At 69.0% G+C, this 26,911-nt stretch carries 29 protein-coding genes and 4 tRNA genes; 15 read left to right on the forward strand and 18 right to left on the reverse strand.

The window, feature by feature from the left end:
* Nucleotides 1-5 precede the first annotated feature (5 nt).
* The 3 genes from K1T35_RS28805 to K1T35_RS28815 are packed head-to-tail and all read right to left on the reverse strand — an operon-like array spanning nucleotide 6 to nucleotide 2,615.
* Complete coding sequence (locus tag K1T35_RS28805) at nucleotides 6-806, reverse strand: class I SAM-dependent methyltransferase (RefSeq protein ID WP_220254940.1); 801 nt, start codon at nucleotides 804-806, stop codon at nucleotides 6-8.
* Nucleotides 799-1,620, reverse strand: a complete 822-nt coding sequence (locus K1T35_RS28810) for a hypothetical protein (RefSeq protein WP_220254941.1) — start codon at nucleotides 1,618-1,620, stop codon at nucleotides 799-801. The genes K1T35_RS28805 and K1T35_RS28810 overlap by 8 nt, the downstream gene beginning before the upstream one ends.
* On the reverse strand, nucleotides 1,617-2,615 hold the full coding sequence (locus tag K1T35_RS28815; protein ID WP_220254942.1) for an ABC transporter substrate-binding protein: 999 nt from the start codon (nucleotides 2,613-2,615) through the stop codon (nucleotides 1,617-1,619). Before K1T35_RS28815 ends, K1T35_RS28810 begins: the two co-directional genes overlap by 4 nt.
* Before the next feature lie 510 nt (nucleotides 2,616-3,125).
* Here K1T35_RS28815 and K1T35_RS28820 point away from each other — a divergent pair.
* The 3 genes from K1T35_RS28820 to K1T35_RS49635 all read left to right on the forward strand — a co-directional run bounded on the left by K1T35_RS28820 (nucleotide 3,126) and on the right by K1T35_RS49635 (nucleotide 4,598).
* Nucleotides 3,126-3,971 carry a DUF6597 domain-containing transcriptional factor gene (locus K1T35_RS28820; RefSeq protein WP_370645152.1) on the forward strand — a complete coding sequence of 282 codons (846 nt, stop codon included), beginning with the start codon at nucleotides 3,126-3,128 and terminating at the stop codon, nucleotides 3,969-3,971.
* Between the two features lie 95 nt (nucleotides 3,972-4,066).
* Nucleotides 4,067-4,423, forward strand: coding sequence for a VOC family protein (locus K1T35_RS28825; protein WP_220254944.1), 357 nt, complete (start codon nucleotides 4,067-4,069; stop codon nucleotides 4,421-4,423).
* Nucleotides 4,344-4,598 (forward strand): ATP-dependent Clp protease proteolytic subunit, encoded by a 255-nt coding sequence (locus K1T35_RS49635; protein WP_304940829.1) that lies wholly within the window; start codon nucleotides 4,344-4,346, stop codon nucleotides 4,596-4,598. Before K1T35_RS28825 ends, K1T35_RS49635 begins: the two co-directional genes overlap by 80 nt.
* Here K1T35_RS49635 and K1T35_RS28835 read toward each other — a convergent pair.
* From K1T35_RS28835 to K1T35_RS28890, 12 genes are all read right to left on the reverse strand, one after another.
* Nucleotides 4,532-5,743, reverse strand: a complete 1,212-nt coding sequence (locus K1T35_RS28835) for an FAD-dependent monooxygenase (RefSeq protein ID WP_220254946.1) — start codon at nucleotides 5,741-5,743, stop codon at nucleotides 4,532-4,534. The two genes, K1T35_RS49635 and K1T35_RS28835, sit on opposite strands and share 67 nt — an antisense overlap.
* A 142-nt stretch (nucleotides 5,744-5,885) precedes the next feature.
* Nucleotides 5,886-6,695: a hypothetical protein gene (locus K1T35_RS28840; RefSeq protein ID WP_220254947.1), complete on the reverse strand. Its 810-nt coding sequence runs from the start codon at nucleotides 6,693-6,695 to the stop codon at nucleotides 5,886-5,888.
* Between the two features lie 538 nt (nucleotides 6,696-7,233).
* Nucleotides 7,234-8,220 carry a phosphotransferase family protein gene (locus K1T35_RS28845; protein WP_255620854.1) on the reverse strand — a complete coding sequence of 329 codons (987 nt, stop codon included), beginning with the start codon at nucleotides 8,218-8,220 and terminating at the stop codon, nucleotides 7,234-7,236.
* 108 nt (nucleotides 8,221-8,328) lie between these two features.
* Nucleotides 8,329-8,664: a hypothetical protein gene (locus K1T35_RS28850; protein WP_220254948.1), complete on the reverse strand. Its 336-nt coding sequence runs from the start codon at nucleotides 8,662-8,664 to the stop codon at nucleotides 8,329-8,331.
* Between the two features lie 540 nt (nucleotides 8,665-9,204).
* Nucleotides 9,205-9,831: a nuclear transport factor 2 family protein gene (locus K1T35_RS28855; RefSeq protein WP_220254949.1), complete on the reverse strand. Its 627-nt coding sequence runs from the start codon at nucleotides 9,829-9,831 to the stop codon at nucleotides 9,205-9,207.
* A gap of 13 nt (nucleotides 9,832-9,844) precedes the next feature.
* A complete protein-coding gene (locus K1T35_RS28860; RefSeq protein WP_220254950.1) occupies nucleotides 9,845-11,272 on the reverse strand; it encodes an aldehyde dehydrogenase family protein in 1,428 nt (475 codons plus the stop codon).
* Between the two features lie 29 nt (nucleotides 11,273-11,301).
* Nucleotides 11,302-11,985: a 3-oxoacid CoA-transferase subunit B gene (locus K1T35_RS28865; RefSeq protein ID WP_220254951.1), complete on the reverse strand. Its 684-nt coding sequence runs from the start codon at nucleotides 11,983-11,985 to the stop codon at nucleotides 11,302-11,304.
* Nucleotides 11,982-12,644, reverse strand: a complete 663-nt coding sequence (locus tag K1T35_RS28870) for a 3-oxoacid CoA-transferase subunit A (protein ID WP_220254952.1) — start codon at nucleotides 12,642-12,644, stop codon at nucleotides 11,982-11,984. Before K1T35_RS28870 ends, K1T35_RS28865 begins: the two co-directional genes overlap by 4 nt.
* Nucleotides 12,641-13,834, reverse strand: a complete 1,194-nt coding sequence (locus K1T35_RS28875; protein ID WP_220254953.1) for a thiolase family protein — start codon at nucleotides 13,832-13,834, stop codon at nucleotides 12,641-12,643. Before K1T35_RS28875 ends, K1T35_RS28870 begins: the two co-directional genes overlap by 4 nt.
* A 315-nt stretch (nucleotides 13,835-14,149) precedes the next feature.
* The gene (locus K1T35_RS28880; protein WP_220254954.1) at nucleotides 14,150-15,241 is read right to left on the reverse strand and encodes an ABC transporter substrate-binding protein; all 1,092 of its coding nucleotides are present in this window, start codon (nucleotides 15,239-15,241) and stop codon (nucleotides 14,150-14,152) included.
* Between the two features lie 15 nt (nucleotides 15,242-15,256).
* Nucleotides 15,257-16,123: a hypothetical protein gene (locus K1T35_RS28885; RefSeq protein WP_220254955.1), complete on the reverse strand. Its 867-nt coding sequence runs from the start codon at nucleotides 16,121-16,123 to the stop codon at nucleotides 15,257-15,259.
* A gap of 35 nt (nucleotides 16,124-16,158) precedes the next feature.
* Complete coding sequence (locus K1T35_RS28890; protein ID WP_220254956.1) at nucleotides 16,159-17,049, reverse strand: DUF6282 family protein; 891 nt, start codon at nucleotides 17,047-17,049, stop codon at nucleotides 16,159-16,161.
* Between the two features lie 197 nt (nucleotides 17,050-17,246).
* Here K1T35_RS28890 and K1T35_RS28895 point away from each other — a divergent pair, with 197 nt between their 5' ends.
* The 7 genes from K1T35_RS28895 to K1T35_RS28925 all read left to right on the forward strand — a co-directional run bounded on the left by K1T35_RS28895 (nucleotide 17,247) and on the right by K1T35_RS28925 (nucleotide 23,247).
* On the forward strand, nucleotides 17,247-18,023 hold the full coding sequence (locus K1T35_RS28895; protein ID WP_220254957.1) for an IclR family transcriptional regulator: 777 nt from the start codon (nucleotides 17,247-17,249) through the stop codon (nucleotides 18,021-18,023).
* A 64-nt stretch (nucleotides 18,024-18,087) separates the two neighbouring features.
* Nucleotides 18,088-18,876, forward strand: coding sequence for an ABC transporter ATP-binding protein (locus tag K1T35_RS28900; RefSeq protein WP_142099979.1), 789 nt, complete (start codon nucleotides 18,088-18,090; stop codon nucleotides 18,874-18,876).
* An 8-nt stretch (nucleotides 18,877-18,884) separates the two neighbouring features.
* Nucleotides 18,885-19,778, forward strand: a complete 894-nt coding sequence (locus tag K1T35_RS28905) for an ABC transporter permease (RefSeq protein ID WP_220254958.1) — start codon at nucleotides 18,885-18,887, stop codon at nucleotides 19,776-19,778.
* Nucleotides 19,779-19,782: 4 nt separating this feature from the next.
* A complete protein-coding gene (locus tag K1T35_RS28910) occupies nucleotides 19,783-20,553 on the forward strand; it encodes an HpcH/HpaI aldolase/citrate lyase family protein (RefSeq protein ID WP_220254959.1) in 771 nt (256 codons plus the stop codon).
* Nucleotides 20,550-21,308, forward strand: coding sequence for an SDR family NAD(P)-dependent oxidoreductase (locus tag K1T35_RS28915; protein ID WP_220254960.1), 759 nt, complete (start codon nucleotides 20,550-20,552; stop codon nucleotides 21,306-21,308). The genes K1T35_RS28910 and K1T35_RS28915 overlap by 4 nt, the downstream gene beginning before the upstream one ends.
* 966 nt (nucleotides 21,309-22,274) lie before the next feature.
* A complete protein-coding gene (locus K1T35_RS28920; RefSeq protein ID WP_220254961.1) occupies nucleotides 22,275-22,802 on the forward strand; it encodes a hypothetical protein in 528 nt (175 codons plus the stop codon).
* 139 nt (nucleotides 22,803-22,941) lie between these two features.
* Entirely contained in the window at nucleotides 22,942-23,247 is a 306-nt protein-coding gene (locus K1T35_RS28925) for a helix-turn-helix domain-containing protein (protein ID WP_220254962.1), read from the forward strand.
* Between the two features lie 70 nt (nucleotides 23,248-23,317).
* Here the strand turns inward: K1T35_RS28925 and K1T35_RS28930 are convergent.
* Together K1T35_RS28930 and K1T35_RS28935 are read right to left on the reverse strand one after the other, a co-directional pair.
* A tRNA-Val gene (locus K1T35_RS28930) sits at nucleotides 23,318-23,392 on the reverse strand.
* A 20-nt stretch (nucleotides 23,393-23,412) separates the two neighbouring features.
* The gene (locus K1T35_RS28935; protein ID WP_220254963.1) at nucleotides 23,413-23,967 is read right to left on the reverse strand and encodes a TIGR02611 family protein; all 555 of its coding nucleotides are present in this window, start codon (nucleotides 23,965-23,967) and stop codon (nucleotides 23,413-23,415) included.
* Between the two features lie 81 nt (nucleotides 23,968-24,048).
* Here K1T35_RS28935 and K1T35_RS28940 point away from each other — a divergent pair, with 81 nt between their 5' ends.
* The 5 genes from K1T35_RS28940 (at nucleotide 24,049) to K1T35_RS28960 (ending at nucleotide 25,591) form a co-directional block, all read left to right on the forward strand.
* Nucleotides 24,049-24,477, forward strand: coding sequence for an SsgA family sporulation/cell division regulator (locus K1T35_RS28940; protein ID WP_220254964.1), 429 nt, complete (start codon nucleotides 24,049-24,051; stop codon nucleotides 24,475-24,477).
* Nucleotides 24,478-24,581: 104 nt separating this feature from the next.
* A tRNA-Gly gene (locus K1T35_RS28945) sits at nucleotides 24,582-24,654 on the forward strand.
* Between the two features lie 76 nt (nucleotides 24,655-24,730).
* Nucleotides 24,731-24,802 (forward strand) — tRNA-Cys (locus K1T35_RS28950).
* A gap of 1 nt (nucleotide 24,803) precedes the next feature.
* Nucleotides 24,804-24,878 (forward strand) — tRNA-Val (locus K1T35_RS28955).
* A gap of 161 nt (nucleotides 24,879-25,039) precedes the next feature.
* Nucleotides 25,040-25,591, forward strand: coding sequence for an AAA family ATPase (locus tag K1T35_RS28960; RefSeq protein ID WP_220254965.1), 552 nt, complete (start codon nucleotides 25,040-25,042; stop codon nucleotides 25,589-25,591).
* 237 nt (nucleotides 25,592-25,828) lie between these two features.
* Here K1T35_RS28960 and K1T35_RS28965 read toward each other — a convergent pair whose 3' ends face one another.
* Entirely contained in the window at nucleotides 25,829-26,659 is an 831-nt protein-coding gene (locus K1T35_RS28965) for a helix-turn-helix transcriptional regulator (protein WP_370645153.1), read from the reverse strand.
* Between the last annotated feature and the right edge of the window lie 252 nt (nucleotides 26,660-26,911).

The following is a 26,911-nucleotide window of genomic DNA, read 5'->3' on the forward strand; positions in this document are numbered from 1 at the left end:
GACGTTCACGCCTTCACGTACAGCGCGATGTCGAACACCTGCTCCGGACGGCGGATCGTGTCGACCAGCCGCCACTTCCGCTGATCGACCTGCCGCATCGGGAAGTTGAACAGCGACTTCAGGCGATCGCCGAACCTCATCGCCACGACGACCTCGTCGCGAGTCAGGGCGTGCAGCAGATCCAGCAGGTCGTACTTCGCCTCGACGGTCGAGCTGAAGATGATGTGGGTCGCCTCGCCGGTGAACGGGAGTGCCTCCACGGGGACGTGCTCCAGCCTGATGTTCTGTTCCAGGCCGCCACCCAGGTGCTGCACGACCCGCCGTCCGAGCTCGACGGCCTCGACGTCGATGTCGATGCCGACCACGCCGGCCCCGATGCGCTCGGCGAGGTAGAGCGGCGTCATCGGGAACGACCCGGAGCCGACGAGCAGCACCTTGGACGCCGAGGTGAGCTCGAAGGCACCGAACTCCTGCTCGATGCAGGACTCCACGTTGGCGAAGTAGCCGGCCGAGCGGGCGCGACCGTCCAGCAGGTCGAGCGCCCGGTACTTCTCCATGATGGCGGCGCAGCGTGCGGACTGCGTGCGCAGATCGGCCACCAGGTCCGCGAAGCCGGCAGGCCCCTCTCGTTCGAGAGCGGTGAGCGGACCCTGGTTGTGCTCGTCGGTCACGAAGGCCGAGAACTCGCCCATGAGCTGCTCGAGCTCCGCGGCGCGGCGGGTCGATCCGTCGTAGCCCTGCGCGAGCGCGCTGAACCGCTGCCGGTAGTCGGTCAACGCGAGGAGCAGTTCCCGCCCGTCACGCATGGACGAACGCCTTCCCCTCGGCCACGATCCGGACCGATCCGGCGACCGTGAGTTCGGCCAATCTGCCGTGCTCGCAGATCGCCGTCACGTGCATCGTCCCGCCGGGCTGGATCACGTCCGTCGCGACCGGACCCCGCTCCTTCAGCGCCAGGTAGGCCCCCAACGACCCCGTGCCGGATCCACAGCTCCGCTCCCACACCATGCAGTCCAGTGACGGGATGTGCACGAGCGGAGTGAGCCGCTTGCGGCGCGACTCGTACACCATGACCCCGATCAGCGGAACGCTCCAGGACTCCCCCAGCCGCAGCGCCGTCGCCTGCGCCCGGTCCCTGGTCTCCTGGTCGACCCGATCGGCCTCGATGACGACATGCAGCGAGTCCTCGTACAGGACGAGCACCGACCCGCCGTCGGCCGTCCACGGCTGCACCCGGCGCGGGAGCGGCACCGCGAGCTCGCAGAAGTAGTCCGGATGCCGGCGCTCGACCCGGCACCTGACGACGTCCTCCGCCCCCGACGCCTCCAGTAGGACATCCGTCGGGCCGGTGGCGCCCAGGCCCTCCTCGTACGCGGTCACGGCGGCGAGCGCCATGCAGGCGTTGCCGCAGAACTCGCCGGCGGCCATGTGCAGGCCGGCGTCCGCCCCGGGCGACGTCGGCTTCCGGACGAACCCGACCTGCTCGGCGTACACGTGCCCGGCCGACATGATCGCCGTCGCGATGCCCCGGTACTCCTCGACCGGATGCTCGGACCTGACCAGCAAGGTCATGTTCTGGGTCGGGCTCACCTTGACGAAGTCGATCTCCCTGCTGATCACCGACCTTCCCCGGCGATCTGGTCGGCCAACAACTCGAGCCCGTCCACGGCGAGCGGACTCGCCGAGGTGTAGAAGTAGTTCAGCGGCAACAACGCCCGGTCATCGGCTATGGCGCCGAGGCCGGCCAGCTCCGGCCGACCACGCAACTCCGCCACCACGTCGCTGTCGGTCTCCAGCGCCGAAGAGCCAGTCGGGACGAACAACGCGAACACCAGATCCGGAGCCGAGTTCACGATCTCCTCCGAGTTCGGCTCGAAGTAGCGCTTCTGCACGTTGTTGAACACGTTGTCCAGCCCCAGCACCCGCATCTGCTCCGACACCAGCGCCTGACCCCCATAGGCCCCGAGCGGGCCATCCGCGGTCACGTACAGCGGGATCGCGCTCTGCCCGGACCGGCCCGCCGTCTGCTGCTCGACCGCCGCGACCCGCTCCCGCAGACTCTCGATCGCCTTCGCTGCGACCTGCTCGGTCCCGAAGAGCCTTCCGTAGGCCTCGATGTCGCGGTAGATCAACTCGAACGCGGACAGCCCTTCCACCGAGGCGGCGTTCACGCCCGCGCAGTAGCCGCTCACCGTCAACAGCTGCACCCCGGCCTGGGCGAGCCGGTCGGCGAGCGCGTTGATGTCGGTCGCCGACGAGATGTCCGTACCGATCGCGACGTCCGCTCCCGTGGCGACGATCGTCTCGAACGACAGGTCGTGCGAGTCCTCCAGGACCCGCTCCGCCCGCTCCACCACAGGGCGCACCTCAGGACCGAAGGGCGCCTCCAAGGTCCCGGCGTAGTGCGTCACCGCAGCACCCGCTCCCGCCGCGACCAACAGCCCCGGCGCCTCCGACCCGATCGCCAGCACCCGCTCGGGCGGCGAATCGAAGGCGACCTCCCGCCCGCAGCTGTCCACCACGATCGATCCCGTGCCGCCCTCCGGGCCGGCCCCACACCCGGCGACCAGCACCACCCCCGCCACAACAGCGACACCGGACCGGAAACGCCCCATCAGACCGACTCTCCACTCTCGTCTACGCGTCGAAGGCCCGGGCCGTCCCCAGGGCCCTTACCGCTCAGGGAAGGTCTCGTTCCAGCCGGCACCGACGCGCGCACCACGCGTCGGTCGGCCCGCCGAACCGACGCCACACGCACCGGTCGACCGGTCGCGCACCTGTGGCAGCCAGGGCGAACCGCGTGCCGACGTCCATGGGAGGCCCTCGCAACGTCGCCAGCATCGAGTTGAAACCTTCCACGAAACTAGAGTGGAACGATATTCATTGTCAACACGATGGAAGGGGACGCCCATGTCCTCCACTGTCAGCCGTGCCGCCGAACTCGATCTGGAGGAGCTGGTGGCCTCCGTCGGGCTCGCTCGTCCGGCGCCGCCGATGGACACGCCGGGACCTGCGACCACGTCGCTGCCTCCGTGTTCGGCCCCTCGAGCAGAACGAACCCACCGCCAAGGGTGCTTCGTCTCGGACGTCCTCGATAGCCGCCATAGTCTCGGTAGTCTCCCGGCGTGGGCCTCGTCTCTTGGCGCGAAGAGTCCGAGCTGGGCGCGTGGACGCAGCTCACCTGGCGGCAGAGCGCGCTCGCCGGGCTGGTCGAGTGCGTGTGGCTGTTCGACGGCAAGCTCCGGCGGCGGCGGGAGCGTCACTACCCGACGGGCGAGCTCGACCTGATCGTGCAGCTGGACGCGCCGTTCCGCATCGTCGAGGGCCAGCCCGCGGCCACGTGTCCGCCATCGAATCTCTCAGGGCTCATCGTGGCTCCACTCGTGATCGAGAGTCCCCCCGTGAGGTCTCGCGTGCTTGGTGTGCGCCTTCGGCCGGCAGGCGCGTTCTCCCTCTTCGGTATTCCGCTGCACGAGCTGACCGGGGCCACCTTGGATCTGCAGGACCTGATCGGCCGCGAGTCGGGCCGCCTTGCCGAGCGCCTTGACGAGGCGGGTTCCGACAAAGCGCGCTTACTACTCCTGGCCCGGTGGACCGCGGAACGGCTCGCAGATCGCCCGAGCACCGATCCTCGCGTCGCCTACGCCGTCTCGGAGATCGAGCGCGCCGGCGGGAAGGTGTCGATCGCGAACATCCTCGGGCGGATCGACGCCGCCCCGAAACGCTTCACCAGCTTGTTCGAGCAGCAGGTCGGCGTGAAGCCGAAGCTCTTCTCCCGCGTCGTTCGGTTCCGCGAGCTGGCGTCGGCGCTTCGTGCCGGGACCGGCTCCTTCAGCCAGCTGGCGCTCGCGCACGGCTACTACGACCAGTCGCACATGAACGCGGATTTCAGGGAGTTCGCGGGCGTGTCGCCAGGCCAGTTCCTGGCCGCCACATCGTATCCGGAATCCCTGAGCGTGGCGGCCGACTGAGCGGCGGCGGTTTTTTCCAAGACTCGATCCCTGGTTGCTTCTACCGTGGAGGCGGCCACTTCCAGGGAAGACCGAGCCGAAAGGAACACCGTCAAATGTCTGAATCGAACCTTGTGAGTGTGGTGGGTGTGCTGCCTGTCACTGACCACGCGAACGCCGTGACGTGGTATCAGAAGTGGATTGGGCGTGCCCCCGACGTCGAGCCCATGGACGGTATCGCAGAGTGGCAGCTGTCCGAGAACGCTTGGATCCAGGTGACCGTTGAACCCGAGTCCGCCGGCCACACCACGGTTGTCGTCGGGGTCAAGGACATCGACGCCCAGCGCTCTGCGTGCGCAGCTGTCGAGATCGCCGTGGGCGATGTCAGCGACTATGGATTCGTCAAGACCGCGGAAGCGGTCGATCCCGCAGGCAACAAGATCCTGTTCGTGCAGGAGTCACAGGAGGCGTAGCGGTCAGGGTCCCGGCGATTGGGGTGCCGACATCGTCGGCGGGGTGTCGGTGGAGCAGATCACCGATTTCGGCCGGGACCGCTGGTTCAATGCGCCCGAGGCGGTGGCCTACGGCCTGGCCGACGAGGTGATCGGCGACCCGGCCGAGGGCCCGGAGTCCGGCACCCCGGCGTAGTCGGGCAGCTCGACGCCGTTGATCGCGCGCTCGACCAACTCCATGAGGGCCTCCATGTCGGGCTCCGCGTCCGGCTCGGGAGCCTGGAGGCTCTGCACGTGCATCCGGCCGATCTCCTGGTTGGCCTCGACGAACGAGCGCATCCGCGCCTCGTAACCCGCGAACCCGGCCTCCGGATCCCACCCGGCGGCAGCCAGCTCTCCTGCCAGTAGATAGGCGCCGACCAGGGCCAGCCCGGTACCGCCGCCCGACATCGGCGACGAGCTGAACGCCGCGTCCCCGAGCAGCCCCACCCGTCCGCTCGACCAGCGGTCCATCACGACCTGGGCGACCTGGTCGAGGTAGAAGTCCGGGGTGTCGTAGAGGTGCTCGAGGATGCGCGGGGTCTGCCAGCCGAAGCCGGCCATCCGCTCGCGCAGCATGCGCTTCTGGGCAGCGACGTCGCGGTAGTCGACGTCGAAGTCGGCCGAGGGGAAGGAGAACATGGCCATCGCCCGGGTGGCGTCCTGGATGGGCCGCAGGCCGGCGGAGCGCCCGGACTCCTGGTAGTCGATCAGCCAGCGATCCAGCCCGAACTCGTTGGGCACGCTGTAGAAGGCCAGGACGAGCCCGAGGTGGCGGATGAACCGCTCGCGCGGCCCGAAGACCATCGTGCGCAGCGCCGAGTGCAGCCCGTCCGCGCCGATCACCAGGTCGAAGCGTCGCCGGTCGCCGCCCGCGAAGGTCACGTCGACCCCGTCGGCGTCCTGGGTGAGCTCGGCGATCCGGTCGCCGAACACGTACTCGACAGCGTCGCGGGTGTCGTCGAAGAGCACCTGGGACAGGTCCCCGCGCAGGATCTCGATCTCCGCGATGTACCCGTCACCGCCGTGGTCGTCCGCGCGGTGGGTCTCCAGCACGTTCCCGTCCACGTCCACCGTGTATGCGCCGGCGGTGTCGGTGCAGGCGGCGCGCACCGCCGCGTCCAGCCCCATGCGCCGGATGACCTCCTTGGCCACCCCGCGCGCGTCCACCGCCTGTCCACCGGGACGCAGCTCGGGGGCCCGCTCCACCACGGTCACCTCGGCCCCCCGCCGGTGCAGCCAGTGGGCCAGCGCGGGCCCCGCGATGCTCGCCCCCGCCACCAACACCCTGATACCGCTCAACGGTGCCCCCTTGCTCGTCCGCTTCGTGTCGATGATGTGGGGCTGGCCCGTCGGTCCGCCCCCATCTGGACAGGGAGACTCGGGCGCGGCCAGGAACTCATCGCTGCGCGCGGTTACATCTAGGAAACCGGCGAGGCTCGGCTCAGCCGAGCAGGCCTGTATCGAGCACGCCGCCGTCGCCGTCACCGCCGCTGTCGCCGGACGACTCAGACTCGTCGCCGAACGACTCGGAGTCGGCGGCCAGGAGACCGGTGTCGAGAACTCCTTCGTCGCTGCCGACGCCGAGGAGACCGCCCTCGTCCCCGCCGCCTGTGTCGTCCGCGCTCGTGTCGTCCCCGCCCGTGTCGCTGCCGCTCGTGTCGCGACCTGAGCCGCTGCCGAAGGCGGTGTCGTCCCCGCCGCCGGCGCCTCCGGATCCGCCGGAGGCCGTGTCGTGGCCGCTCGGCTCCGGGGAAGCGGACGCGGCACCGGCGCCGTCTGCCTCCGGGTGGGCGGGGTCGGTGCCGGTCGGGACGCCTCCGAGGGCGCCAGGCGACACGACGGGTGCGGCGTCATCGAGTGAGCCGGCGCTGGCGGCCGGGTCGATCACGACCGGTTCGGGAGGTGCCTCTGCGGAGACCTCCGGGTCGAGCAGGCCCTGGCCCGGGTAGGCACCGTCGCCACCGTCGCCGCCCGCGAAAGCCGTCTCACCGGCGGTAGGTTCGGAGTCCGCGAAGATCGCGACGCCGAGCGCCGCGCCCGCCGCGAGGACGGCACCGCCCGCGATGGCGCCGCGTCGAACGGCCCCGCGCTTGTCCGGTTCACCTCCGGGGTCCACAGCCAGCCTGTGTTGCGGCTGGGCCGAGCGGTCGGCGGCCTCGGGTGCGTGGCCCTCCCGGTTCAGAATCGCGGCGGCGCTGAACACCTCCGTCGCGGCTTCGTCCGCCCCGGCCTCGGATGACATCCTGGACATGGCGACAGGCTCCCCCTCAGAGTGAACAGGCGTCCAGCCGTAGACGCATGATCGGAACGCGCTGAAGCCGGTGAGGCTACCGACGTGTTGACCATGCCGCTCACCAGGCCGCCGCCGTCCCATGGAGCGGCGCCAGTCCGGTGGAGGGCCACCTCACGCGCAACCGCGGCGCCGAAGATCGTTCGGAGCCCGGCGCACCACGCTCAGGCACGGATTCGGGCCCGACGGTGACACCTGCCGCCCCGGCAGCGGGTGAAGGCGGCGAGGGTGGGCGACGAAAGAGGAGCGGCGTGCCGCGGGTGTCCAGGGCCGACACGGCGCGATGCGCGAAGGGCATACGCCAAGCCAACTCATCGGCCTGTCGACGGCGGCGGCGCACGCCGACGTCTCCACGCGGACGCTGCGCCGCTACATCGCCCAAGGCCAGCTCATCGGCTACCGGGTGCGCAATCACCATCAGATGTCCAGGCGCGGGGAGCGTGGGCCCGCTCCCCGGGTGAAGCGCGGCTGTCGAGAACGCAGGCCTTCGGGGCTTCTGCTAGCGAAGCGTGTTCAGCTCGTCGAGGGCGCGATGGCCGCGCTTGATCACCCCTGGAACGACATCGTGGCGCCCGTGACGGATGGGGATCTCGAGCATGTGGAGGATATGTGCCGCTGCGAGCACCGCCGCCCCCTCCCAGCCGACCAGGTCGAGGATCCTCGTCCACAGCCGCCTTCGGACACCACCCAGCAGCGGATCTTGGAAGGTGTACCACACGAGGGTGGTGAGATCAGTCGCCCGCGTGCCGCTACCTGCGTTCCCGATATCCACGACCGCCACCACCGCGCCGTCACGGACCAGGACATTGCTGGGGGTTGAGAGATCGGCATGGACCATGTCAGGTGCCTCTCGTGGTGGTGGGACGTCGACACACACGAGCCGCAGGCGCTCGACCAGAGCCGACACCGCGGAGGAATACCCCGAGAGCCTGGCCACGGACTGGCGGAGACGCGACTGCTCCGGCGTCTCGTTGAAATCCAGCCCGGCGACAGCCGATTCCTGACCGGTGGCGACCCGCCAGGCGTACGACCAGTGGTCGTAGGACTCGGAGGCTTGGCCAGCCTGGAGTTCGATGATCTCCATCAGCTGCTCGACGAGGGATGGGGTCAGCTCTGGCGCGGGAGCCGCGTCAACGAAGTCCATCAGATGCCATACATGAGTGGCTGTGGCCCCCACTCCGAGCCAGGCCGGCGTGGGATAGCCGTGCCTACGCATGTGCTCGACCACTCTCTGGGCTCGCAACGTCTCGTCCAGGTGGTTGGGGTGTGCCCGGAGCTCTGCTTTGAGCACGGCATTTGCCCTTCCGGCCAACTGGACGCGCATGGCACCCGCATTGACGCCTCCGGGTAGGCGACTGAGAAGAGTGACCTCTGCCCCGACCACGCTGGCCACGTCGTCCAGGACCTCGGCCGGCAGCTCTTCGGGATGGGTGCCCTGGCTCATCGGCTCGAAGGGCCGATGACCGTCTCGGTTCTCGGCGCTCACCTCGTGTCGCTCAGTGGCGTCGTGCGAGGTCGGAGTGACGGTCGTGGCCGTCGGATAGCGGCAGGTCCCAGGCCGCATGATGCCTTTCTGATGCCCTGCGAGATGCAGTTACGGTCGTTCATCCAGCGCTCGCCGCGCCGGGCGCCAGACTTGCTCGAAGTCTGCCTCTGACACCTCGACGACGTGCCCTTGGCCGTCGGTTTCGATGTCGGAGAGGTTCGCCTCTGCAACCGTTCCCTTTCCGTACCGACGCTCGTACTCGCGCATCTCTGCAAGTGTCCCATGATCGCGGAGGTGCAGAACTTCAACGAGGGTCTCTGCCGTGACAGGGTGACTCTCACGGTCACGCACTTCAACGTGGCGGAGCGCCCAGCCGTCGTCACCAACCTCGACGTACGTGGTCGCTTCAAGCTCTGGCTCATCCCATCGGAACCAGCGAGGCATTCCTCAACGATACGGGGATACAGCGGGTGGCTTCGCTGAGGTGAAGCGATCGGGGTGTGTGAGGACGTCCTGGACCTGGACCGTGGAGTGGTCCACGTGCGGCGCACGGTGATCGAAGTAGCCGGCCACACCTCGTTCAAGCCGTTCCCGAAGTCGGACGCCGGGCGCCGCTCGGTGCCGCTGCCGGGATGGGTGGTGAGCCTCCTACGGGAACACCTCGACGCGTACCGCTCGGCCCGGCCGGACTGCTGTCGCCAACGCCGTAGGGCAAGTGGGGCTGGCGGCGCTGCTCGTCGACTGTCCGGGTCGTTTCGTTGCCGACCAACCAAAAATCCCAGTTGACATTGGGCTGGGCGAAGGTCTCGTCGTTGCATCACGCCAGGCGTGGGCCACGACGACGGCGGGAACGAGCAGGCGGCGCCCCTCTTCCAGCGCGTGCCGCGAGGTCCTCGAGCGTGAACGCCCCGTGCTCGGCCTGCCAGTGCACACCCCGGCCTGAGACTCAGACGATCTGTCAGTCAGGGTCCGCGGCGTTGACCGCTATCCAGTGCCGGTGAGCCAAGCGGTCTCGGCCTGGTGGAACGCGTCGAGCTCGGCCGGCCGGTCGTCGCCGAGCAGGTCCTGACTCACCGTCACGCCGCGGGTCGACTGGATCCAGGTGAGGAACCGGTATGACGGCCGAAGCCCAGCGAGCTGGGCCACGTCCACCGGGAGCGCCTCACCTGCATGGACGGGGCGCAGCTCGTCGCGCTCCAGCAGGACCTCGAAGCTCATCAGCCTCCACCGTCCTTCGTCCCGAACGGCACGTGAGAAGAACCGGCAGTAGGCGTGGAAGTCGACCTCCACTCCCTCCACCGTGGTCCGGTTGAAGATCTTCGCCGGGCTCTCGACCGTCGCCCGGTCGCCCTCGACCCGCGCGTAGGCGGGGAAGACCCAGTGCTTGCTGTTCCCGGTCCGCCTCATCCACGTCTTCGTCGCCTCGACGTAGGCCTCGCCGCCGCGTCCGTCGTACCACGTGGTCCGGACGTAGGCGTCGTCGTGGAAGCAGTCACGCATCACGTCGAAGAGTCGCTGGTCGCGGGCGAAGCGTTCCCGCCTCACCAGGTCGAAGAGCTCCTCGCGATCCAGGAGGACTGCCAGCCGCTCGCCGTGGTCGGGGTTCACCATGTCGTCCCCTCGTTCACTGCCGATAGCCGAGCACGGCCTTCACCTCGAGGTACTCCTCGAAGCCGAACCGCCCGAACTCTCGTCCGTTCCCCGACTGCTTGTAGCCGCCGAACGGCAGGCTGCGGTCGAACGGAGCGCCGTTGAGGTAGACGCGGCCCGCTCGGATGCGGTTGGCGACCCTGCGGGCGTGGTCGGGGTCCTTCGACTGCACGAAGCCCGCCAGCCCGAACGGCGTGTCGTTCGCGATCTCGACGGCCTCGTCCTCGGTCTCGTAGAGCAGGATCGAGAGCACGGGGCCGAAGATCTCCTCGCGCGCGATCCGCATCTGCGGCGTGACGTCGCCGAAGACGGTCGGGCGGACGTAGAACCCCTCGTCGAGCCCGTCGGGGCGCCTCGGGCCGCCGACCACGAGCGTCGCGCCCTCGTCGATCCCCGACTGCACGAGCGCGGTGATCTTCTCCAGCTGAGCCTGGCTCACCACGGGCCCCATCGTGGTCGACGGATCGAGCGGGTCCCCGAGACGGACCTCCTCGACCGCCCGTCGCGCCGCGGCGTACGCCTCGTCGCGCTGCGAGCGGTGCACGAGCATCCGGGTGGGCGACTGACAGTTCTGGCCGCCGTTGGTGAAGCACGAGTGCACCCCGGCGACGACCGCGGACTCCAGGTCCGCGTCGGGCAGGATGATGTTGGCCGACTTGCCACCGAGCTCGAGCGCGACGCGCTTCACCGTGTCGGCCGCGAGCTTGGAGACCCGGATGCCGGCGCCGGTCGAGCCGGTGAGCGAGACCATGTCGATGTCGGGGTGCGCCGCGATCGCCTCGCCGACCGTGGGACCGTCACCGTTGACGAGGTTGAACACGCCGGGCGGCAGCCCGGCGTCGTGAATGACCTCGGCGAGCACCATGGCGCTGAGCGGCGCGTTCTCGCTCGGCTTGAGCACCACGGTGCATCCCGTGGCGAGGGCCGGGGCCACCTTCGACGCGACCTGGTTCAGCGGCCAGTTCCACGGCGTGATGAGACCGCAGACGCCGATCGGCTCGCGCCGCACGATCCCGGCTCCCATCTCCTCCTCGAAGCGGTAGTCCGCAAGCACGCGGGCCGCCTCCTCGAAGTGGAACAGCGCCACCGTGGCCTGGCGTTCCGTCGAGAACGTGATCGGCGACCCCATCTCGCGCGTCATCGTCCGGGCGATCTCGGGCAGCCGAGCCCGGAAGCCGGAGATGATCCGCTTGAGGTACTCCAGCCGTTGCTCCACGCTGACCTGCGAGTACGCGGCGAAGGCCTCGCGCGCCGCCACCACCGCGTGGTCGACGTCCTCGGCCGTCCCGAGGCTGATCGTCGCGAACGTCTCCTCGGTCGCGGGGTCGAGGACGCCCAAGGTCCGCGGCGCGGCCGGCTCGACCCACGCACCCCCGATGTAGAACAGGTGCCTGGTGGACATGTCGCTCTCCAACCTCCTGACGAGCGTGGTCACGGTGTCGCCACGGTGAGCGGGACGTCGACGCGCGAGCAGAGCTCGTGGAACGAGATCCCCCACGTCTCCCGGACGAGGACCTGGTCCCCGCCGGTGATCTCGAACGTGGCGACGTCGGTGTAGATCCGGTCCACGCACCGCAGCGCGGTGAGCGGATACGTGCATTCCGTGACGAGCTTCGGCTCGCCGGTCCTGGTGAACAGCGACATCAGTACGAAGACCTGCTTGGCGCCCACGGCGAGGTCCATCGCCCCGCCGACCGCCGGGATCGCGTCGGGCTCGCCGGTGTGCCAGTTGGCGAGATCCCCCGCTGCCGAGACCTGGTAGGCGCCGAGAACGCACAGGTCGAGGTGGCCGCCTCGCATCATGGCGAACGAGTCGGCGTGGTGGAAGTACGAGGCGCCGGGCAGCTCGGTCACCGGGAACTTGCCGGCATTGATCAGGTCGGGATCGATCGCGTCGCCCGTCGCCGCCGGCCCCATGCCGAGCATGCCGTTCTCGGTGTGGAGGATGACCCCCGACTCCGGGGGGAGGTGGTCGCCGACGGTCGTGGGCTGACCTATGCCGAGGTTGACGTACGCCCGGCGGGGAATGTCGCCCGCGAGCACCCGGGCCATCTCGTCCCGTCCGAGCGGGCCACGGTCGGTGTGCTCGACGATGCTCGGAGACACCACGCTCATGACGGCACCTGCACGATCCGGTGGACGTAGATGCCTGGGGTGACCACGGCCTCGGGATCGAGCACTCCGGGCTCGACGACGTGCTGCACCTGCACGACGGTGGTCGTCGCGGCCGTCGCCATGACGGGAGCGAAGTTGCGTGCCGTCTTGCGGTAGACGAGGTTCCCGAGGGTGTCTGCGGTGTGGGCGCTGATGAGCGCGACGTCGCCGGCGATGGGCAGCTCGAGGACGTACGTGCGGCCGTCGATCTCGCGGGTCTCCTTTCCCTCCGCGAGGAGGGTCCCGACTCCGGTGCGGGTGTAGATCCCGCCGATCCCGGCTCCGGCGGCGCGCATGCGCTCGGCCAGGTTCCCCTGGGGCGCGACCTCGAGCTCGATCTTGCCGCTGCGGTACAGCTCGTCGAAGACCCAGGAGTCGGTCTGCCGGGGGAACGAGCACACGATCTTGCTCACCTGCCCGGCCGCGAGCAGCGCCGCGAGCCCGGTGTCCCCGTTGCCCGCGTTGTTCGACACGACGGTGAGGTCTCGCGCTCCCTGGCGGATCAACGCGTCGATCAGGTCGAACGGCATGCCGGCCGTGCCGAAGCCGCCGACCAGCACCGTCGAGCCGTCGGCGATGCCGCTGACCGCCTCGTCGGCAGAGGTGCAGAGCAGCGTCATGCGACGTTCTCCAGCACGACCGCCAAGCCTTGACCCACACCGATGCAGATGGCTGCCACGCCCCATCGTTCGCCGGACTCCACGAGCCGCGCCGCGAGGGTCCCGAGAATGCGCCCGCCCGAGGCACCCAGTGGGTGCCCGATGGCGATCGCCCCGCCCTTGGCGTTGACGACCTCGGCGTCCCGCAGCCCGAGCTCGAGCCAGGCGTCGACACAGGCGATCGACTGGACGGCGAACGCCTCGTTCAGCTCGACGGCGCCGATGTCGTCCCAGGTGATGCCCGCCCGCTCGAGCGCGTCGTTGGCGGCCTCGACCGGGGCGTAGCCGAACTGCTGCGGCTCCAGCGCCGCCCAGCCGCGACCGGCGATCCGCGCGACCGGGTCACGACCGATGGCCGCGGCCGCGCTCGCCGAGCCCAGCAGGACCGCGCTCGCGCCGTCGTTCAACGGTGAGCAGTTGCCGGCGGTGATCGTCCCGTCGGGCCGGAACGCCGGCTTCAGCCCGGCCAGCGCCTCGAGCGAGGTGTCGGCACGGATGCTCTCGTCCCGGACCAGGTCGGTGCCGGGGACGGGCACCACGAGGGCGTCGTAGAAGCCCTTCTCCCACGCCTCCGCCGCGAGGCGGTGCGAGCGAGCGCCGAACTCGTCCTGCCGCTCGCGCGAGATCGAGAACTTCTCCTGCAGCTGTTCGTTGCACTCGCCCAGCGAGGCCGTCCACTCGGCGGGCATCCGCTCGTTCACCAGACGCCAGCCCAGCGTCGTGGAGACGGCGGTGACGTCGCCTGCCGGGAACCGGCGCGACGGCTTCGGCAGGACCCATGGCGCCCGCGTCATCGACTCCACGCCTCCGGCGATCGCGATCTCCGCGTCGTCGACCTCGATCATGCGTGCGGCCATCATGGCGGCGTCCAGCGACGAGCCGCAGAGCCGGTTCACCGTGGTGGCGGTCACCGAGACGGGCATGCCCGCCAGCAGCACGGCCATCCGGCCAACGTTGCGATTGTCCTCGCCGGCGCCGTTGGCGTTGCCCCAGAACACGTCGCCGACCTGGCTGGGGTCCAGGCCCGGCGAGCGGTCGAGAAGTGCCTTCAGCGCGGTCGCGGCCAGATCGTCGGTCCTCGTGTCGGCCAAGGCTCCGTTGAAGCGACCGAACGGGGTCCGGACCGACGCGTACACGAATGAGTTGCTCACCGCGTCGTCTCCACTTCCTGCCCCCTATCCGGAGGCGTCGTGTCGTGCCAGTTCGGTAGGACGTGCCGCCCGACGAGGTCGAGCGTGTGGCGGGCGACGTCCGGCGGCGTGCCGAACGGGGCGACCCGCAGCTGGACGGACGTGACCCAGGGCGGACGGGAGGTGGAACGGCCGAGGGGCCGCGTGGTAGCTCTCCCCTACCCACGTGGAGTCGAATCCGTGCTGCTCCGCGCGGGCGAGCATCGTGACCGTGCGATCCACCTGTGCGCGGACCGACTCCTGGGAGCTCAGGTCGAGCGCGACCCCCAGCCGCATTCAGCTGGCGCTCTCTGCTCGCTTGATGACGTCGTCGTAGGAGAAGTTGTTGAACGCCGTGAACATCTCGTCGGTGTAGATGTCCTTCGCCGGGAACTTCTTGATCAGTCCGGCCGAGGCCATGAAGTCGAGCGAACGGGTGAACGCAGCGTCGTCGATCCGGCCCAGGGTCTTGTCGTCGAAGCCCTGTCCGTCCAGGCGGACCTGGAGGACCTTGATCCCGTCAGCCAGCGCTTTCTCCTCCGGGTCGGACCCGCGGGTCTCCGGGTGGAGCTTCCACAGGTCGCGGATCGCGGCCTCTGGGTTGGCCTTGGCGAAGACGAACGCCTTCGCCACCGCACGACCGAACCGTTCGAGGACGTCCTTCTTGGCGTCGAGGTTCTTCCGGGTCGTAGCGAAGCCGCCGCCCCACGCGTCCGCCGTCTCCTTGATCGGAAGCGGCGTCAGGGTGACGCCGGCGTTCTTGACGGCCTGGTACTGGATGTCCCAGAGTGCCAACGCATCGACCTGTCCGCTCTTGATGGCGTTGATCTGCTGGGCGCCGGCACCGATCGGCACCAGGCTGGCCGCGTTCTCGTCCATCCCGTTGAGCTTCATCGCGGTCCGGGCGAATGTTGCGCCGGAGCTCGCGACCGCGGTGACGCCGATCTTCTTACCCTTCAGGTCGGCGATGCTCTTCACGGCCGAACCGGCCGGCACCTGCAGGCTGTAGATCCACTTCGGCCAGTAGGAGCCGAAGTAGGCCAGGTTCAGGTCCTTGTCGTGCCCGATGGCCACGGGCTCGACCGTCATGAGGCCGAGGTCGGCTCCGCCGCCGGCGACCTGCTGCGCGGCCTGGGTGGCCGACGGGAACAGGTTGGTCGTGACCTTCAGACCCTCCTCCTCGTAGAAGCCCTCGGCCTCCACGACGGCCATGACCGCAAAGCCGGCGTTCCAGCTGGGGGACGCCATCGCGAAGTTCACCGGCGTCAGCTCGCCGGACTCGGCCGAGTCGTCGGATCCGCTGTCGGAACCGCACGCACTCAGCGTTACGGCCGCGCACAGGACGGCGACCGCACCACTCACGAACTGCATCGTTCGTCTGGTCTTCACGATGGAACCTTCCACTTACTGGGTGGGGAGCGGGTAGGTGTCTTCGTTGAGCACTCGGCCCGGCGTCCGGGAGAAGTCCAGACGCGGCGGACAGAAGATGTCGATCAGCTGGTTGGTCCCCGAGCCCACGGCCTCGCTGGTGTGGATCATGGGCGGAGGGATCACGGCCACCGAAGGACTGCCGCACCGCAGGTGCCGGTCGTCGCGCCACTCGCTGCGACGCTTCGACCACGGGGTCCGCAGGTGGTGGACGTACTCCCCCTCCACAGCGAGCGAGCACTGCTCGAAGTCGTCGTGGTCGTGCGGCGAGAGGCTGTCCGGATCACGCGGTCCGATCCTGGGCGCCAGGAAGTTGACCATGAAGGTGCTGCACCGCACGATCTGGCCCGGGCGGACGGCGTCTTGCGTCACCGTCAGGTCGGCCAGTCGGTAGGGCCGGATGCGATAACCCTCCGGCGGGTCCGGCCACGGCTCGAACGGCTTGACGTTCGGGTGCGGTTCTGCGTACGAATCCCGGTTGCGCGCCTTGTCCAGCAGGTCGGTGGACCGAGAGCTGAACAGCCGCACGACGGTGCAGTCGTCGACGCCGACGATCGTGCTGCTGCCCGGCGGAACCATCACCACCGCCTTGCCCGAGACCGACGCGGCCTCCCCCGACGCGCGGACCTCGACGCTGCACTCCTCGTAGGGGAGGATCACGACGTACTCGTCCGGCTGATCACCCCGCTCCAGCACGTCGCCGGCGACCAGCGTCGTGTGGGCGAGCACGAAGTTGTGTCCGCGGAAGTACCACGTCGACGATCCGCCAGGGGTCGTCTCGTCGGGATCGCCCGTACCGAGGTCGGAGAACTCCACGTCGGGTGGGGTGGCCAGGGTGGTCATCGCCTGTCCTTTCGGGTCAGCGGCAAGATGCCGGTTCAGTCGTCCAGGCCGAGCAGGAAGGCCGGGTTGTCGCAGAAGATCTGCCGCAGCGACCTCTCGTCCAGGCCGAGGTCCAGCAGCGCGGTCGCGACGCGGATGTAGGAGTCCACCGGCAGCGGCCGATCCTTCTGACCGAGGTCGGAGGCGATCACGGTGTGCTCCGGGCCGATCTTCTCGATCCAGTCCAGAAGGATCTTGGGATCCCACTTCTTGGTCCCCTCGGGGTCGTAGAAGCCGGTCTCGTGCTCGACGAACGCTCCGTAGCCGACGAGCTCACGGCACTTCGCCTCGTCCGCACCGATGACGTAGTCGGGATGGTTGAGCAGCATCCGGGTGACACCCTTGTCCTTGGCCGCGGCAAACAGCTGGGTGATCGACTCGGTCTCCATGTGACCGCCGGTCACCATCGCGCCGCTCTCCTTCACCAGGTCGAGCACCTCGTGGACCTCAGGGATGAGCTCAGCGTTCTCCTGGTGGATGTCGACCCGGGACGACGGCACCTCGACGCTCGCCGTGGGAAAGCCGACGCCCTCCGGATGACAGTCGATGTGCCGGCCGGCCGAGAACGTCGGAAACCACACGGCCCTGCCCCCCATGCGCAGTGACATGGCCACCGCCTGCGGGTTGATGCCGCCGACCATGCTGTTCAGGGTTATGCCCCCGAAGACCGGGGTGCTGATCTTCGCCAGCCGGTCGCGCATCGCGAGCAGGTCCATGACGGTGTTGTGGTGGTGGGACTTCACCAGCACGCCCCGCATGCCGAGCCGCTCGCCGTCCTTGCCGGCCTCGGCATGGTCGATGCGTCGAGGGAACGGGTTCGGGCCGGAATGGCAGTGCAGGTCGACGCAGCCGTTCAGCAGCTTGATGACGGCGGGTGAGTCGGTCATGAAGTCTCCAGGCGTCGACAGTGTTCGCATCACAGACTGAGAGTTCGCCATCCGGTCTGTCAAGAGAGTGGTTCGGACCATGCTTCGACGGAACCCCTGGAATATCTTGCTGTGAGACGCAGGTCCTGCCTACCCTCCGTCCGTACTGCGAACTACACGCGCACCTTGCGGACATTCAACGAGACGGGTGAAACCCAATGGCGGAGGACCAGGACGAGCCGGTGACTGCTCGCGAGCAGGACATCCAGGCGGTGAGCCGGACCGCGCAGATCCTCGGACTGTTCGGTCCGGAGACTCCGGAGCTCTCCGTCGCGGAGGCCACCCGCCGGCTCGGTCTGAAGCGGACCACGGTGCACCGCTACTTCAGCTCGATGATCAGCTCGGGCCTGCTCGAGCGCGTGGAGGACTCCGCACTCGTCCGTCCCGGACGGTCGATCCTGCAGCTCGGCAGCTTCACGCTGGGACAGCAGCGCATCATGCAGATGGCGCCGGCCTACCTGCGCGAGCTCGCGCTCGAGATCAAGGTCAGCACCGTGCTGTCGCTGTGGGGCGCCTCCGGCCCGGTCGTCTCGCTGGTCGAGGAGGCTGACCATGCCACCCTGGTGACGGTGCGCGTCGGCTCGCAGCTCGCCCTGAACTCCTCGCAGGCCAAGGTCTTCCTGGCCTTCCTCCCCGACCAGTTCCATGCCGACCGGCTCACCGGCAGCCTCCCCGAGCCCGAGCGCACCGAGACTCGCCGTCGTATCGAGGCGATCCGGCAGGCCGGGATGAGCAGCAACGTCAACCACCGCGGCATCTGCGTCCTCGCGGCGCCGGTGTTCGCGGCGGCCGGGATCTGCGCCACGATCGCGGCCATCGGCACCGAGCGGATGCTGCCGGAGGCGCTGGACTCCCGAGAGGCCACGGCGTTGAAGGCCGCCTGCAAGCAGCTGACCAAGGAGATGGGCGGCAGGTGGCCCGAGGCGACCGACTGATGCTGCCAGCCCGACAACCCAGGCGCGGGCAGTCAGCGCCCGAACCAGGTGAGGAAAGACAGACATGCCGACCAGCACCGACACCGACTGCGTGATCCGCTTGGACTCGCTGTCCATGCTCTACCCGACGAAGTCCGGCGGGACCGTCCAGGCTCTCGACGATGTCTCCCTCAGCGTCCGAGCCGGTGAGTTCATCTCCATCGTCGGCCCCAGCGGCTGCGGCAAGAGCACGCTGCTGCGGATCATCATGGGCCTGTCCCGCCAGACCTCCGGACAGGTCACCTTCGAGCCGTCGGAGGACACCCACCGCAACCAGCTCGGGATGGTCTTCCAGCAGCCGCTGCTGCTGCCATGGCGCACCGTGCGGAAGAACCTGCTGACGTCGCCGGACCTTCACCACGCGCGGGACGCCGCGACCCACGCGAAGGCCGCCGAGCTGCTGGTCATGCTGGGCCTGGAGGAGTTCGGCGACCGGTACCCCCACGAGCTGTCCGGCGGGATGCAGCAGCGGGTCGGGATCGGCCGCGCCCTGATGCACGACCCGCGCATCCTGCTCATGGACGAGCCCTTCGGCGCCCTCGACGCGATGACCCGCGACCAGATGGGACTGGACCTGCTGAAGATCTGGGACCAGGACCGCAAGACCGTGCTGTTCGTGACGCACAGCATCCCCGAGGCGGTGCTCCTCGCCGACCGCGTCGTGGTCATGACACCGCGACCCGGCCGGCTGGCGGACGTCGTCGAGGTCGCGCTCCCTCGACCGCGGCGGCTCGAGAACATCAACACGCCTGAGTTCGGCGCGATCGTCCTGAAGATCCGCAAGCTGCTCGACTCCGAGCACAGCGCCCACTAGGAGACCTGATGTCCACCCACACCAATCGCCGCGCAGCCGGCCGAGAGGCACTCGCCGTCCCGGACGGCGAGACCGTGCCGGTGGGGGCGCCCACGAGCTTGGACAACCCGGTCCGAAGCCGACGCCGCCGAGTACCGGAGATCACCTACAGCGTGCTGGTGTTCATCGGGCTGTTGGTGGTCTGGCAGGCCATCGTGAAGATGTTCGACGTCTCCAACATCCTCGTCCCGGCGCCCACCGCCGTCGTCGGCTCCCTGGTCGACGGCTTCCAGGACGGCAGCCTGATGACCCACTCGGTCGTCACCCTGAAGGAGATCCTGATCGGGTTCGGCATCGCGGTCGGCTCGGCGCTGCTCTCCGCGGTGCTCATCACCCAGTTCCGGGCGGTGGAGCGCGTGCTCTTCCCGCTGCTCATCCTGACCCAGACCATCCCGAAGGTCGCCATGGCGCCTCTGCTGATCGTCTGGTTCGGCATCGGGATCAGCTCGAAGGTGCTGACCGTGGCCCTGATCGCGTTCTTCCCCCTGCTCATCAACGCCATCCTGGGATTCCGGTCCGCCGCCTACGAACAGGTCGAGATGCTCCGGTCCTTCGGCGCGTCCCGCATGCAGGTCATGCGGCACCTGCAGATCCCGTCGGCGCTTCCGCACATCTTCGCGGGACTGGAGGTCGCCGTCATCCTGTCCGTGACCGGCGCCGTGGTCGCGGAGTTCGTGGGCAGCTCCGAAGGTCTGGGCTACCTGATCCAGGCGAGCAACTTCACCCTGGACGTGGCCAGGACCTTCGCGGTGATCGTCGTGCTGTCGGCCATCGGCATCGCACTGCACGCGGTCGTCGTGCGGCTCGGCAAGTGGCTGGTCTTCTGGACCGCCACCCCCACCGACACCGCCGGCGAGGTCTGAGCCCATGGCACGGGTGCGCGACGGGATCAACGGCGGCACGCTCGGGACCTGGATCAAGCTCTCCAGCCCCGAGAGTGTCGAGATCATGGCTTACGCGGGCTTCGACTTCGTGGTCATCGACCTCGAGCACACGACACTGGACCTGGGCGCCGCCTCGACCCACATCGCGATGGCCCGCGCCCTCGGGGTGTACCCGCTCGTCAGGGTGCCTGACCACGGCCTCAGCGTGATCCAGCGGGTCCTGGACGCCGGCGCGGCCGGTGTGGTCGTGCCGCACCTCGACACGGTCGAGCAGGCCCGGGCGGTCGTGCGCGCCACCTGCTTCCCGCCGCGCGGCGACCGCGGGTCCGGCGGCACCAGCCGAGCGGGTCGCTGGGGGCTGCTGCCGCGGGCGGACTACCTCGAGTACGGCAACGAGCAGGCCCTGTGCATCGTCCAGCTCGAGAGCGAGGTGGCGATCAGGAACACGAGGGAGATCCTGGCCCTCGACGGCATCGGTGCCGCGTTCGTCGGGACGGCCGACCTTGCGATGTCGATGGGCGTCGCGGCGGGAAGCGACGAGGTGGACCGGCTCGCCACGTCCGCGCTGGCGGCCGCTGCCGCGGCAGGTGTTCCCATCGGCACCGCGTCCGCCACGATTGACCAGGCCCGGGCCGCACTGGCCCGGGGCTACGACTACGTGGTGGTCAGCAACGACACCTCGATCCTCGCCAGCGGAGGCCGGACGATCGTGAACGCGCTGAAAGCGCCCGTCGCCGAGCGAGTCGCTCGATGAGCGCGCCACGTGTCGCCATCGTGACGGGCTCGAGCTCCGGGATCGGAGAAGGGATCGCCCGCGCGCTCGCGGCCGACGGCTTTACCGTCGTGGTGACCTCGTCCACCTCGGTCGACGCCGGTGAGCGGCTCGCGGCCGAGCTCCCGGGGACCAGCTACATCCAGGCCGACATCGCCGATCCCTCCGACGCCGTGCGCCTGGTGGAGACGGCCGTGGAGCGGCACGGCCGGCTCGACCTGCTGGTGAACAACGCCGGGGTGTCGCGACCCGTCCCCCACACCGACCTGGATGCGATCACCGCTGACGACTGGCACCGGATCCTCGGCGTCAACGTCGTCGGGACGTGGCAGGTCTCCGTCGCCGCCGTGAAGGTCATGGAGCCCGGCGGCCAGATCATCAACATCACCTCGGTGGGCGGCTCGCGCCCCCTCGGCAGCTCGATCCCCTACTCCGTCAGCAAGGCCGCCCTCGACCACCTGACGAGACTGCTGGCCAAGGCCGTGGGTCCAGACATCCGGGTGAACGCGATCGCCCCGGGGCCGGTCGAGACCCGACTGACCTCGGACAGCCTCGCCACACGGGCGGCGCGCACGGCGGCAATGACACCGCTGGGCCGGCTCGGGCAACCATCCGACGTCGCAGCGATGGTTTTGGCGCTCATCAAGGTCCCCTTCGTCACCGGTGAGGTGATCCACGTCGATGGCGGCATCAACCTCGTCACCCACGTCGACGCGCCTCGCAACGACGACGAGTGATCCGTGAGCCCGTTCCGCCCCGCTGAGCGGGCGCGTCCGCATCGGACGATCCGTCCGGCGACGTCTTCGGGGAACTGAGCGCTCGGAATGACGCAATTGAGCCGGAGGACGAGGGCGACCATGAGGACGAGGATCGATCTCGTGGCGGGCGGGAGGGGGAGAACGAGCTGTAGAAGGCGGCCCTTCAGGTAGGGGATGCTGAGGCGCAACCGTCGGCGAGTGCGACCTCCGGGTTACGGAGCCGCTCCGCGACGAAGAAGCGTGCGCTCGCCGTGCGGCAGGTCTCCAGGATGGCACTGGCAGGCAGGGGCCGGCGGCGGTTGGCACCGTGGACGTGACCAGATCTGTGACCCGAACGGGCCGACAAGCGTCAGCACCTGGTGCTCTGGGTGAGACGGCGCCGACGAGCTGCCGAGGTCGCGAGCCCGACCCCGACCGCGCTGACCACGCCATGATCCGCGTCCTGACCACCTACCCGCACGCCCAGGTCATCCCTACTCGGCCGCTCCCACAGCGTCCGAGCGGTCGATCCACCGGCCGATCCCGCTGGGGCTGTTCGAAGACGCCGAACCCGCCGCGCTGCACCTCGCTCACCGGCACGGCCTGCTGGGAGGGGTCGCCGGCGCGGGCAAGAGCGGGGTACTGAACGTCATCCTCGCCGAACTCGTCGCCTGGAGCTACAGCCGTGGGTGTCCTGCCTCGGCAGGCTCGCCACCACACCCGACGCTGCCGCCGCTCTTCTCGCCGACGCGGTGATGGTCCTCCAAACCCGCGCCCGGCAGTTGGCCGACCACGGGCAACGGCTCTGGATGCCTGCGGCCGGCACTCCGGCGCTGATCATCGTGATCGACGAGTATGCCGAGCTGACCGACGAGTCCCCGGTAGCGATCACCCACGCCGACTCGATCGCTCGGCGGGGACGGGCCGTCGCGGTGACCCTGCTTGCCGCGACCCAGCCAGAAGGCGATGGGCTCCGGCGCCGTGCGCTCGCAGATGGATGTACGGGTCTGCCTGCGAGTACGGGAACGCCGCGACGTCGATCTCATCCTCGGCCAAGGCATGCTTGCCGCCGGATGGGCCGCCGACACCCTCAACGCGCCCGGCAAGTTCCTCGTCTCGACCCCGGAACACACCACGCCCCGCCGGGCCCGCGCCTACCGCCTCGACGACGACACCGTGGCCGCCATCGCCGCCCGCCACGCCCCACACCGACCCGAACTCGACGAGCTGTCGCAAGGCGCTGCCGACCTGAGTGGCGACGAGGAGGAAGGCGACTCCCACGAGACGAGCCCGGACGATGCGGCGGCCTCTTTGTGGGCCGCGCTGCGCGACGCGCCCGAGCACGGCCGCTCAGTGAAGGACCTGATGACCGCCACCGGTATGGGCCGCAGCTGGGTCTACGCGCGCCTACAGGAACTCGCCGCCGCAGGAGCCGTCACCCAAGTCGCCCGTGGTCGCTGGTTCCTCGTCGATGACGGCACCGCGTCGCGGTGAGCGCATCGTCCGGGCGGATGTCCACGACGCGAAAACGGCCCTACGCGCAGGCGCGCGCGAGCCGTGGACGTCCGCGTGGACGAGTCACGCAACGACGAACCCGCTCAGGCGGCGCCACGAACGATCGTCAGGTGTCGCCATGACGACGAAGTCGGGCAACGGCCGACGGGGACAGGTCAGAAACCGCGCAACTGCGGCGCCCCGATCGGAGACAGGACGTCGTGCTGCGCATGGGCGACGACTCGTCGGCCTGGCGGTCGCGGCTGACTATGCGGACGTCTCCACGCGGACCCTGCGGCGCTACATCGCACACGGCAGGCTCACCGGCTACCGCGTCGGACCGCGCCTGATCAAGGTCGACCTCAACGAGCTCGACGCGATGGCCCGCCCCATCCCGACTGCGCGCGGCCATGGCGCCGCGGGCCGGAGCCTGGCACGCGAGTAGGCCATCTGGCACACAACTGGCACGAAAAAAGGTCAGCCCCGGGATTACCGGGGCTGACCTGGTCTAACGCTGGTGGGCGATACTGGGATCGAACCAGTGACCTCTTCGGTGTGAACGAAGCGCTCTCCCCCTGAGCTAATCGCCCGTGCTGGCGAAGACCTTACCTCACGCGAAGAAGGGGCTCTGCAACCAGGTCCAGCGTCCCAGCCCCACCAGCGATGCGACCAGGTAGAAGGCGTTGAGCAGGTACAGGGTGGCCACCACGACCAGGCCGGTGAGGGCGAGCACGGCCAGGCGTACGAGCAGGGGTTGGCGGCCGAGCCAGTCGGTCCATGCGTCGTACTTGCCGCGGGCGAACGTGAGCACGCGGCGCGCCCAGTGGAACTCGGTGGCGAGGATGGCGAGACCGGCGAACACGACGAGCCAGCCAGGGCCGGGGTACGGGATCATGATCACACCCGCCGCGAGGACGAGCCCGCCCAGCACGGCTACGCCCACCCGGTAGCTCCGCCGCAGCGTGGCCTTCTCCTCGATGCGGGCTCGGAAGCTCGGCTTCTTCCCGTCCTCGATGCCGCTCAGTTCTCCACCTGCCTCGTCCGACCTGCCCTCGAATCCTACTGATCCGGGAGCGGGTCGGTCGCCGCACGTCGCACCCGCGGAACCGCTCGTCGTAGGGGACTGCGCCGTCAGGGTGACCGATGGCCCGTGTCGAGGGGACATCCGTCCTCGACCCGTCACGCCTTCCACGGACGGTCGTTTTCCGCATGACGAGCCACGCGGGACCCAGAAAGAGGACGCACGATGCGCGACGAGCACACGGTCATCTGCTCACCGGCGGTGTTCGAACTGATCGCTCCGGACGCCGCGGCGGTGCCTGTCAATGTGGAGCTGACCTACAACAGCCGGGACCCGTACGCCGTCCAGGCGTCGTTCCGGACCGGCTCCACCACGGCGGTCGAGTGGGTCTTCGCCCGCGATCTGCTGCACGACGGGCTGATCGCCGCGGCGGGGACGGGGGACGTCCGCGTCCAGCCGGTTCCCCTCAACCCGGGCAAGGTGCAGCTCGAGCTCTCGTCGCCGTCGGGGTACGCCGTCTTCACGACGTGCGCCCAGACCCTCGGCGAGTTCCTGCACCGGACTTACCTCGCCGTGCCGGTCGACACCGAGTACTCCTGGCTCGACTTCGACATGGCCCTCTCCGATCTCCTCAACGACCCGGCGCGCGACTAGAGCGCAGGTCAGAGGCCCTCCGCGCAGCAGAGGGGGGGTGGTTTGAACCCCCCTCGGGACCTGCGCTAAGGTTCTCTCATCGCCGCAGCGGAAACGCTGCACACGCGGACGTAGCGCAGCTGGTAGCGCATCACCTTGCCAAGGTGAGGGTCGCGGGTTCGAGTCCCGTCGTCCGCTCGGAGGAACCTCGGTCCCGTCGGACCTCCACGGATCGAAATCCACGGACCTCTCCAAGGGCGAGGATCCAGACTCCGGCGGAGTGGCCGAGTGGCTTAGGCAAGGGCCTGCAAAGCCCTGTACGCGGGTTCGATTCCCGCCTCCGCCTCGGGCGATTAGCTCAGTGGGAGAGCGCTTCCTTGACACGGAAGAGGTCACTGGTTCAATCCCAGTATCGCCCACCAGGATTGGTGCAGGTCAGCCCCGGCAAAGCCGGGGCTGACCTTTTTCGTGTCAGCCTGCGTGCCAAGATGCCTCGCCGCCATCCGTCGGAGCCATACCCCGTTCAGCCGGTGTGCGCTAACCCGATAGCGCCCTGCTCAGCACTGCAGGCATGGTGATGCCCGTGAGCTCGAGGCCGAAGTTGCATCTCACGGTCGGCTTGCCCGGGGTGGGCAAGACGGCCCTTGCTCGCGAGCTGGAGCGGGCCAGCGGTGCCTTGCGGCTGACACCCGACGAGTGGATGCTGCCGCTGTTCGGGGTTCGGTGGGCCGACTTCGCCGGGAAGCGCGACGTGCTGGAAGGTCGGCTGATCTGGGTTGGCCACCAGGTGTTGCGAGCGGGCGGGTCCGTGATCCTCGACTTCGGCTGCTGGTCCAGCGACGAGCGATACGCCCTCCGCGCGATCGCCGACCTCGCCGGAGCCGACTTGGAGCTGCACTACGTGAATCTTCCCGAGGATGAGCGCAGGAAGCGGGCAACGGCGCGGTGGCGCGAGGCTCCGGAGGAGACCTTCGAGATGACCCTCGACGACCACGAGCGGTTCCGCACCTCGTTCACGCCACCCACGACCGACGAGCTCCAAGGCTGCTCAACTCCCCCGCCTCCAATCCCGTTCGAGAGCTGGCCCGCCTGGGCCTCTGACCGGTGGCCCACGCTCCCGCGCCTGGACATCTGAGCGGTGATCATCCAGGCGCCGAGGCGGCTCGGGCCAACAGGCCGCCAGGCCCTCAGCTGACCCGCGCAAGGGCAGCCGCCGCCGCGAGCGTCAACGGCGGGCCACCGTGACGGCGTCGACGACCATGTTGCGTCGCCGGCGGGAGTAGGTCGACGAGCGCCTGCGCACCCTCGCGGCAGGTGGGTTCGGGACCGCCTTACCGAGGTGGTGCACCCGCTGATCCGGGGCTCCGGAGCTTCAGCCAGCCTGTGACGCGGCGGATGGCGTCGCCGCGCTCTCCTGGTCGGTCGTCCAGTTGCCGAGGATGCGCAGCGCATCGGCGGTGGGGGAATCGGGCTCCATCGTGTAGACGAACAGGCTGAGCGCCGCGTCTCCGGCGACTGTGAAGGACTGCGACTCGAAGATCAGCTCACCCACCAGCGGATGCCGGTAGCGCTTCTTCCCCCGCCGGTACCGGAGCACGTTGTGCGAGGCCCACAGGGTGCGAAAGAGCTCGCTCTTGGCCGACAGCTCGCCGATGAGGGCGAGCAGCTCCTCGTCGGTGCTATCGCGCCCGGCGGCTTCGCGCAGCAGGGCGACCCCGTTACGCACGGCCAGCTCCCAGTCGATGTAGAAGTCCTGCGCCCTGGGGTCGAGCAGCTGGAACCGCAGGTAGTTGAACCGCTTCCCGTCGCCGCGGGCGAGGTACTGCTTCGCGTGCGGGTAGACCTCCCAGCCCAGCCGGTTCGCCGTGACGATGTCGAAGCGGCCGTTCAGGATGAGAGCCGGCACGTCCATCGCATCGACCACTCGCTGGAGGATGACGTCCTGCCCAGCCATCCTCTGCCGTTTCGGCTTCGCGGCGCGGGGCCCGGACGGGCGCAGCGCGTGGACCAGGCTGAGCAGGTGCTCGTGCTCGACCTCATCCAGCCGTAGGGCCCGCGATACCGCGTCAAGGATCTCTTCGGAGATGCCGTGGACCCTGCCGCGTTCCAGACGGGTGTAGTAGTCCACGCTGATCCCGGCGAGGTAGGCGACCTCCTCGCGCCGCATCCCGGCCACGCGCCGCATGCCCGGGAACGGGGTCATGCCCGCCTCCTCCGGGGTGACACGCGCGCGACGGGTGGTGAGAAACCCTCGCAGCTCCGCCTCATAACCCACGACATTCACGGTACGCGCGCTGCTGGGTTCCTGGGAGGCACTGACAGACCCAGGGACGCCGCCTCACTGCCACTAGCCCGGCGGAGCAGATGTTATTGAGAAGTGAACGGCGGATCGTCCGCCGATATACGGCATGGGCGATCAGATCGGCAGGGGCAGACACAGGAGACCTCGCTCACT

Origin of the sequence: Pseudonocardia sp. DSM 110487 (assembly GCF_019468565.1) — a bacterium.
In the GTDB taxonomy this organism is placed as follows: domain Bacteria; phylum Actinomycetota; class Actinomycetes; order Mycobacteriales; family Pseudonocardiaceae; genus Pseudonocardia.

Bases quoted from the DNA above. Each gene is read 5' to 3' on its own strand.
- K1T35_RS28805 (WP_220254940.1), bottom strand. From the start codon at position 806: ATGCGTGACGGGCGGGAACTGCTCCTCGCGTTGACCGACTACCGGCAG.
- K1T35_RS28815 (WP_220254942.1), bottom strand. From the start codon at position 2,615: ATGGGGCGTTTCCGGTCCGGTGTCGCTGTTGTGGCGGGGGTGGTGCTG.
- K1T35_RS28825 (WP_220254944.1), top strand. From the start codon at position 4,067: ATGTCTGAATCGAACCTTGTGAGTGTGGTGGGTGTGCTGCCTGTCACT.
- K1T35_RS49635 (WP_304940829.1), top strand. From the start codon at position 4,344: ATGGATTCGTCAAGACCGCGGAAGCGGTCGATCCCGCAGGCAACAAGA.
- K1T35_RS28840 (WP_220254947.1), bottom strand. From the start codon at position 6,695: ATGTCCAGGATGTCATCCGAGGCCGGGGCGGACGAAGCCGCGACGGAG.
- K1T35_RS28850 (WP_220254948.1), bottom strand. From the start codon at position 8,664: ATGCCTCGCTGGTTCCGATGGGATGAGCCAGAGCTTGAAGCGACCACG.
- K1T35_RS28855 (WP_220254949.1), bottom strand. From the start codon at position 9,831: ATGGTGAACCCCGACCACGGCGAGCGGCTGGCAGTCCTCCTGGATCGC.
- K1T35_RS28860 (WP_220254950.1), bottom strand. From the start codon at position 11,272: ATGTCCACCAGGCACCTGTTCTACATCGGGGGTGCGTGGGTCGAGCCG.
- K1T35_RS28865 (WP_220254951.1), bottom strand. From the start codon at position 11,985: ATGAGCGTGGTGTCTCCGAGCATCGTCGAGCACACCGACCGTGGCCCG.
- K1T35_RS28870 (WP_220254952.1), bottom strand. From the start codon at position 12,644: ATGACGCTGCTCTGCACCTCTGCCGACGAGGCGGTCAGCGGCATCGCC.
- K1T35_RS28885 (WP_220254955.1), bottom strand. From the start codon at position 16,123: ATGACCACCCTGGCCACCCCACCCGACGTGGAGTTCTCCGACCTCGGT.
- K1T35_RS28890 (WP_220254956.1), bottom strand. From the start codon at position 17,049: ATGACCGACTCACCCGCCGTCATCAAGCTGCTGAACGGCTGCGTCGAC.
- K1T35_RS28895 (WP_220254957.1), top strand. From the start codon at position 17,247: ATGGCGGAGGACCAGGACGAGCCGGTGACTGCTCGCGAGCAGGACATC.
- K1T35_RS28900 (WP_142099979.1), top strand. From the start codon at position 18,088: ATGCCGACCAGCACCGACACCGACTGCGTGATCCGCTTGGACTCGCTG.
- K1T35_RS28905 (WP_220254958.1), top strand. From the start codon at position 18,885: ATGTCCACCCACACCAATCGCCGCGCAGCCGGCCGAGAGGCACTCGCC.
- K1T35_RS28910 (WP_220254959.1), top strand. From the start codon at position 19,783: ATGGCACGGGTGCGCGACGGGATCAACGGCGGCACGCTCGGGACCTGG.
- K1T35_RS28915 (WP_220254960.1), top strand. From the start codon at position 20,550: ATGAGCGCGCCACGTGTCGCCATCGTGACGGGCTCGAGCTCCGGGATC.
- K1T35_RS28920 (WP_220254961.1), top strand. From the start codon at position 22,275: ATGGGCTCCGGCGCCGTGCGCTCGCAGATGGATGTACGGGTCTGCCTG.
- K1T35_RS28925 (WP_220254962.1), top strand. From the start codon at position 22,942: ATGACGACGAAGTCGGGCAACGGCCGACGGGGACAGGTCAGAAACCGC.
- K1T35_RS28935 (WP_220254963.1), bottom strand. From the start codon at position 23,967: ATGTCCCCTCGACACGGGCCATCGGTCACCCTGACGGCGCAGTCCCCT.
- K1T35_RS28940 (WP_220254964.1), top strand. From the start codon at position 24,049: ATGCGCGACGAGCACACGGTCATCTGCTCACCGGCGGTGTTCGAACTG.
- K1T35_RS28965 (WP_370645153.1), bottom strand. From the start codon at position 26,659: ATGACCCCGTTCCCGGGCATGCGGCGCGTGGCCGGGATGCGGCGCGAG.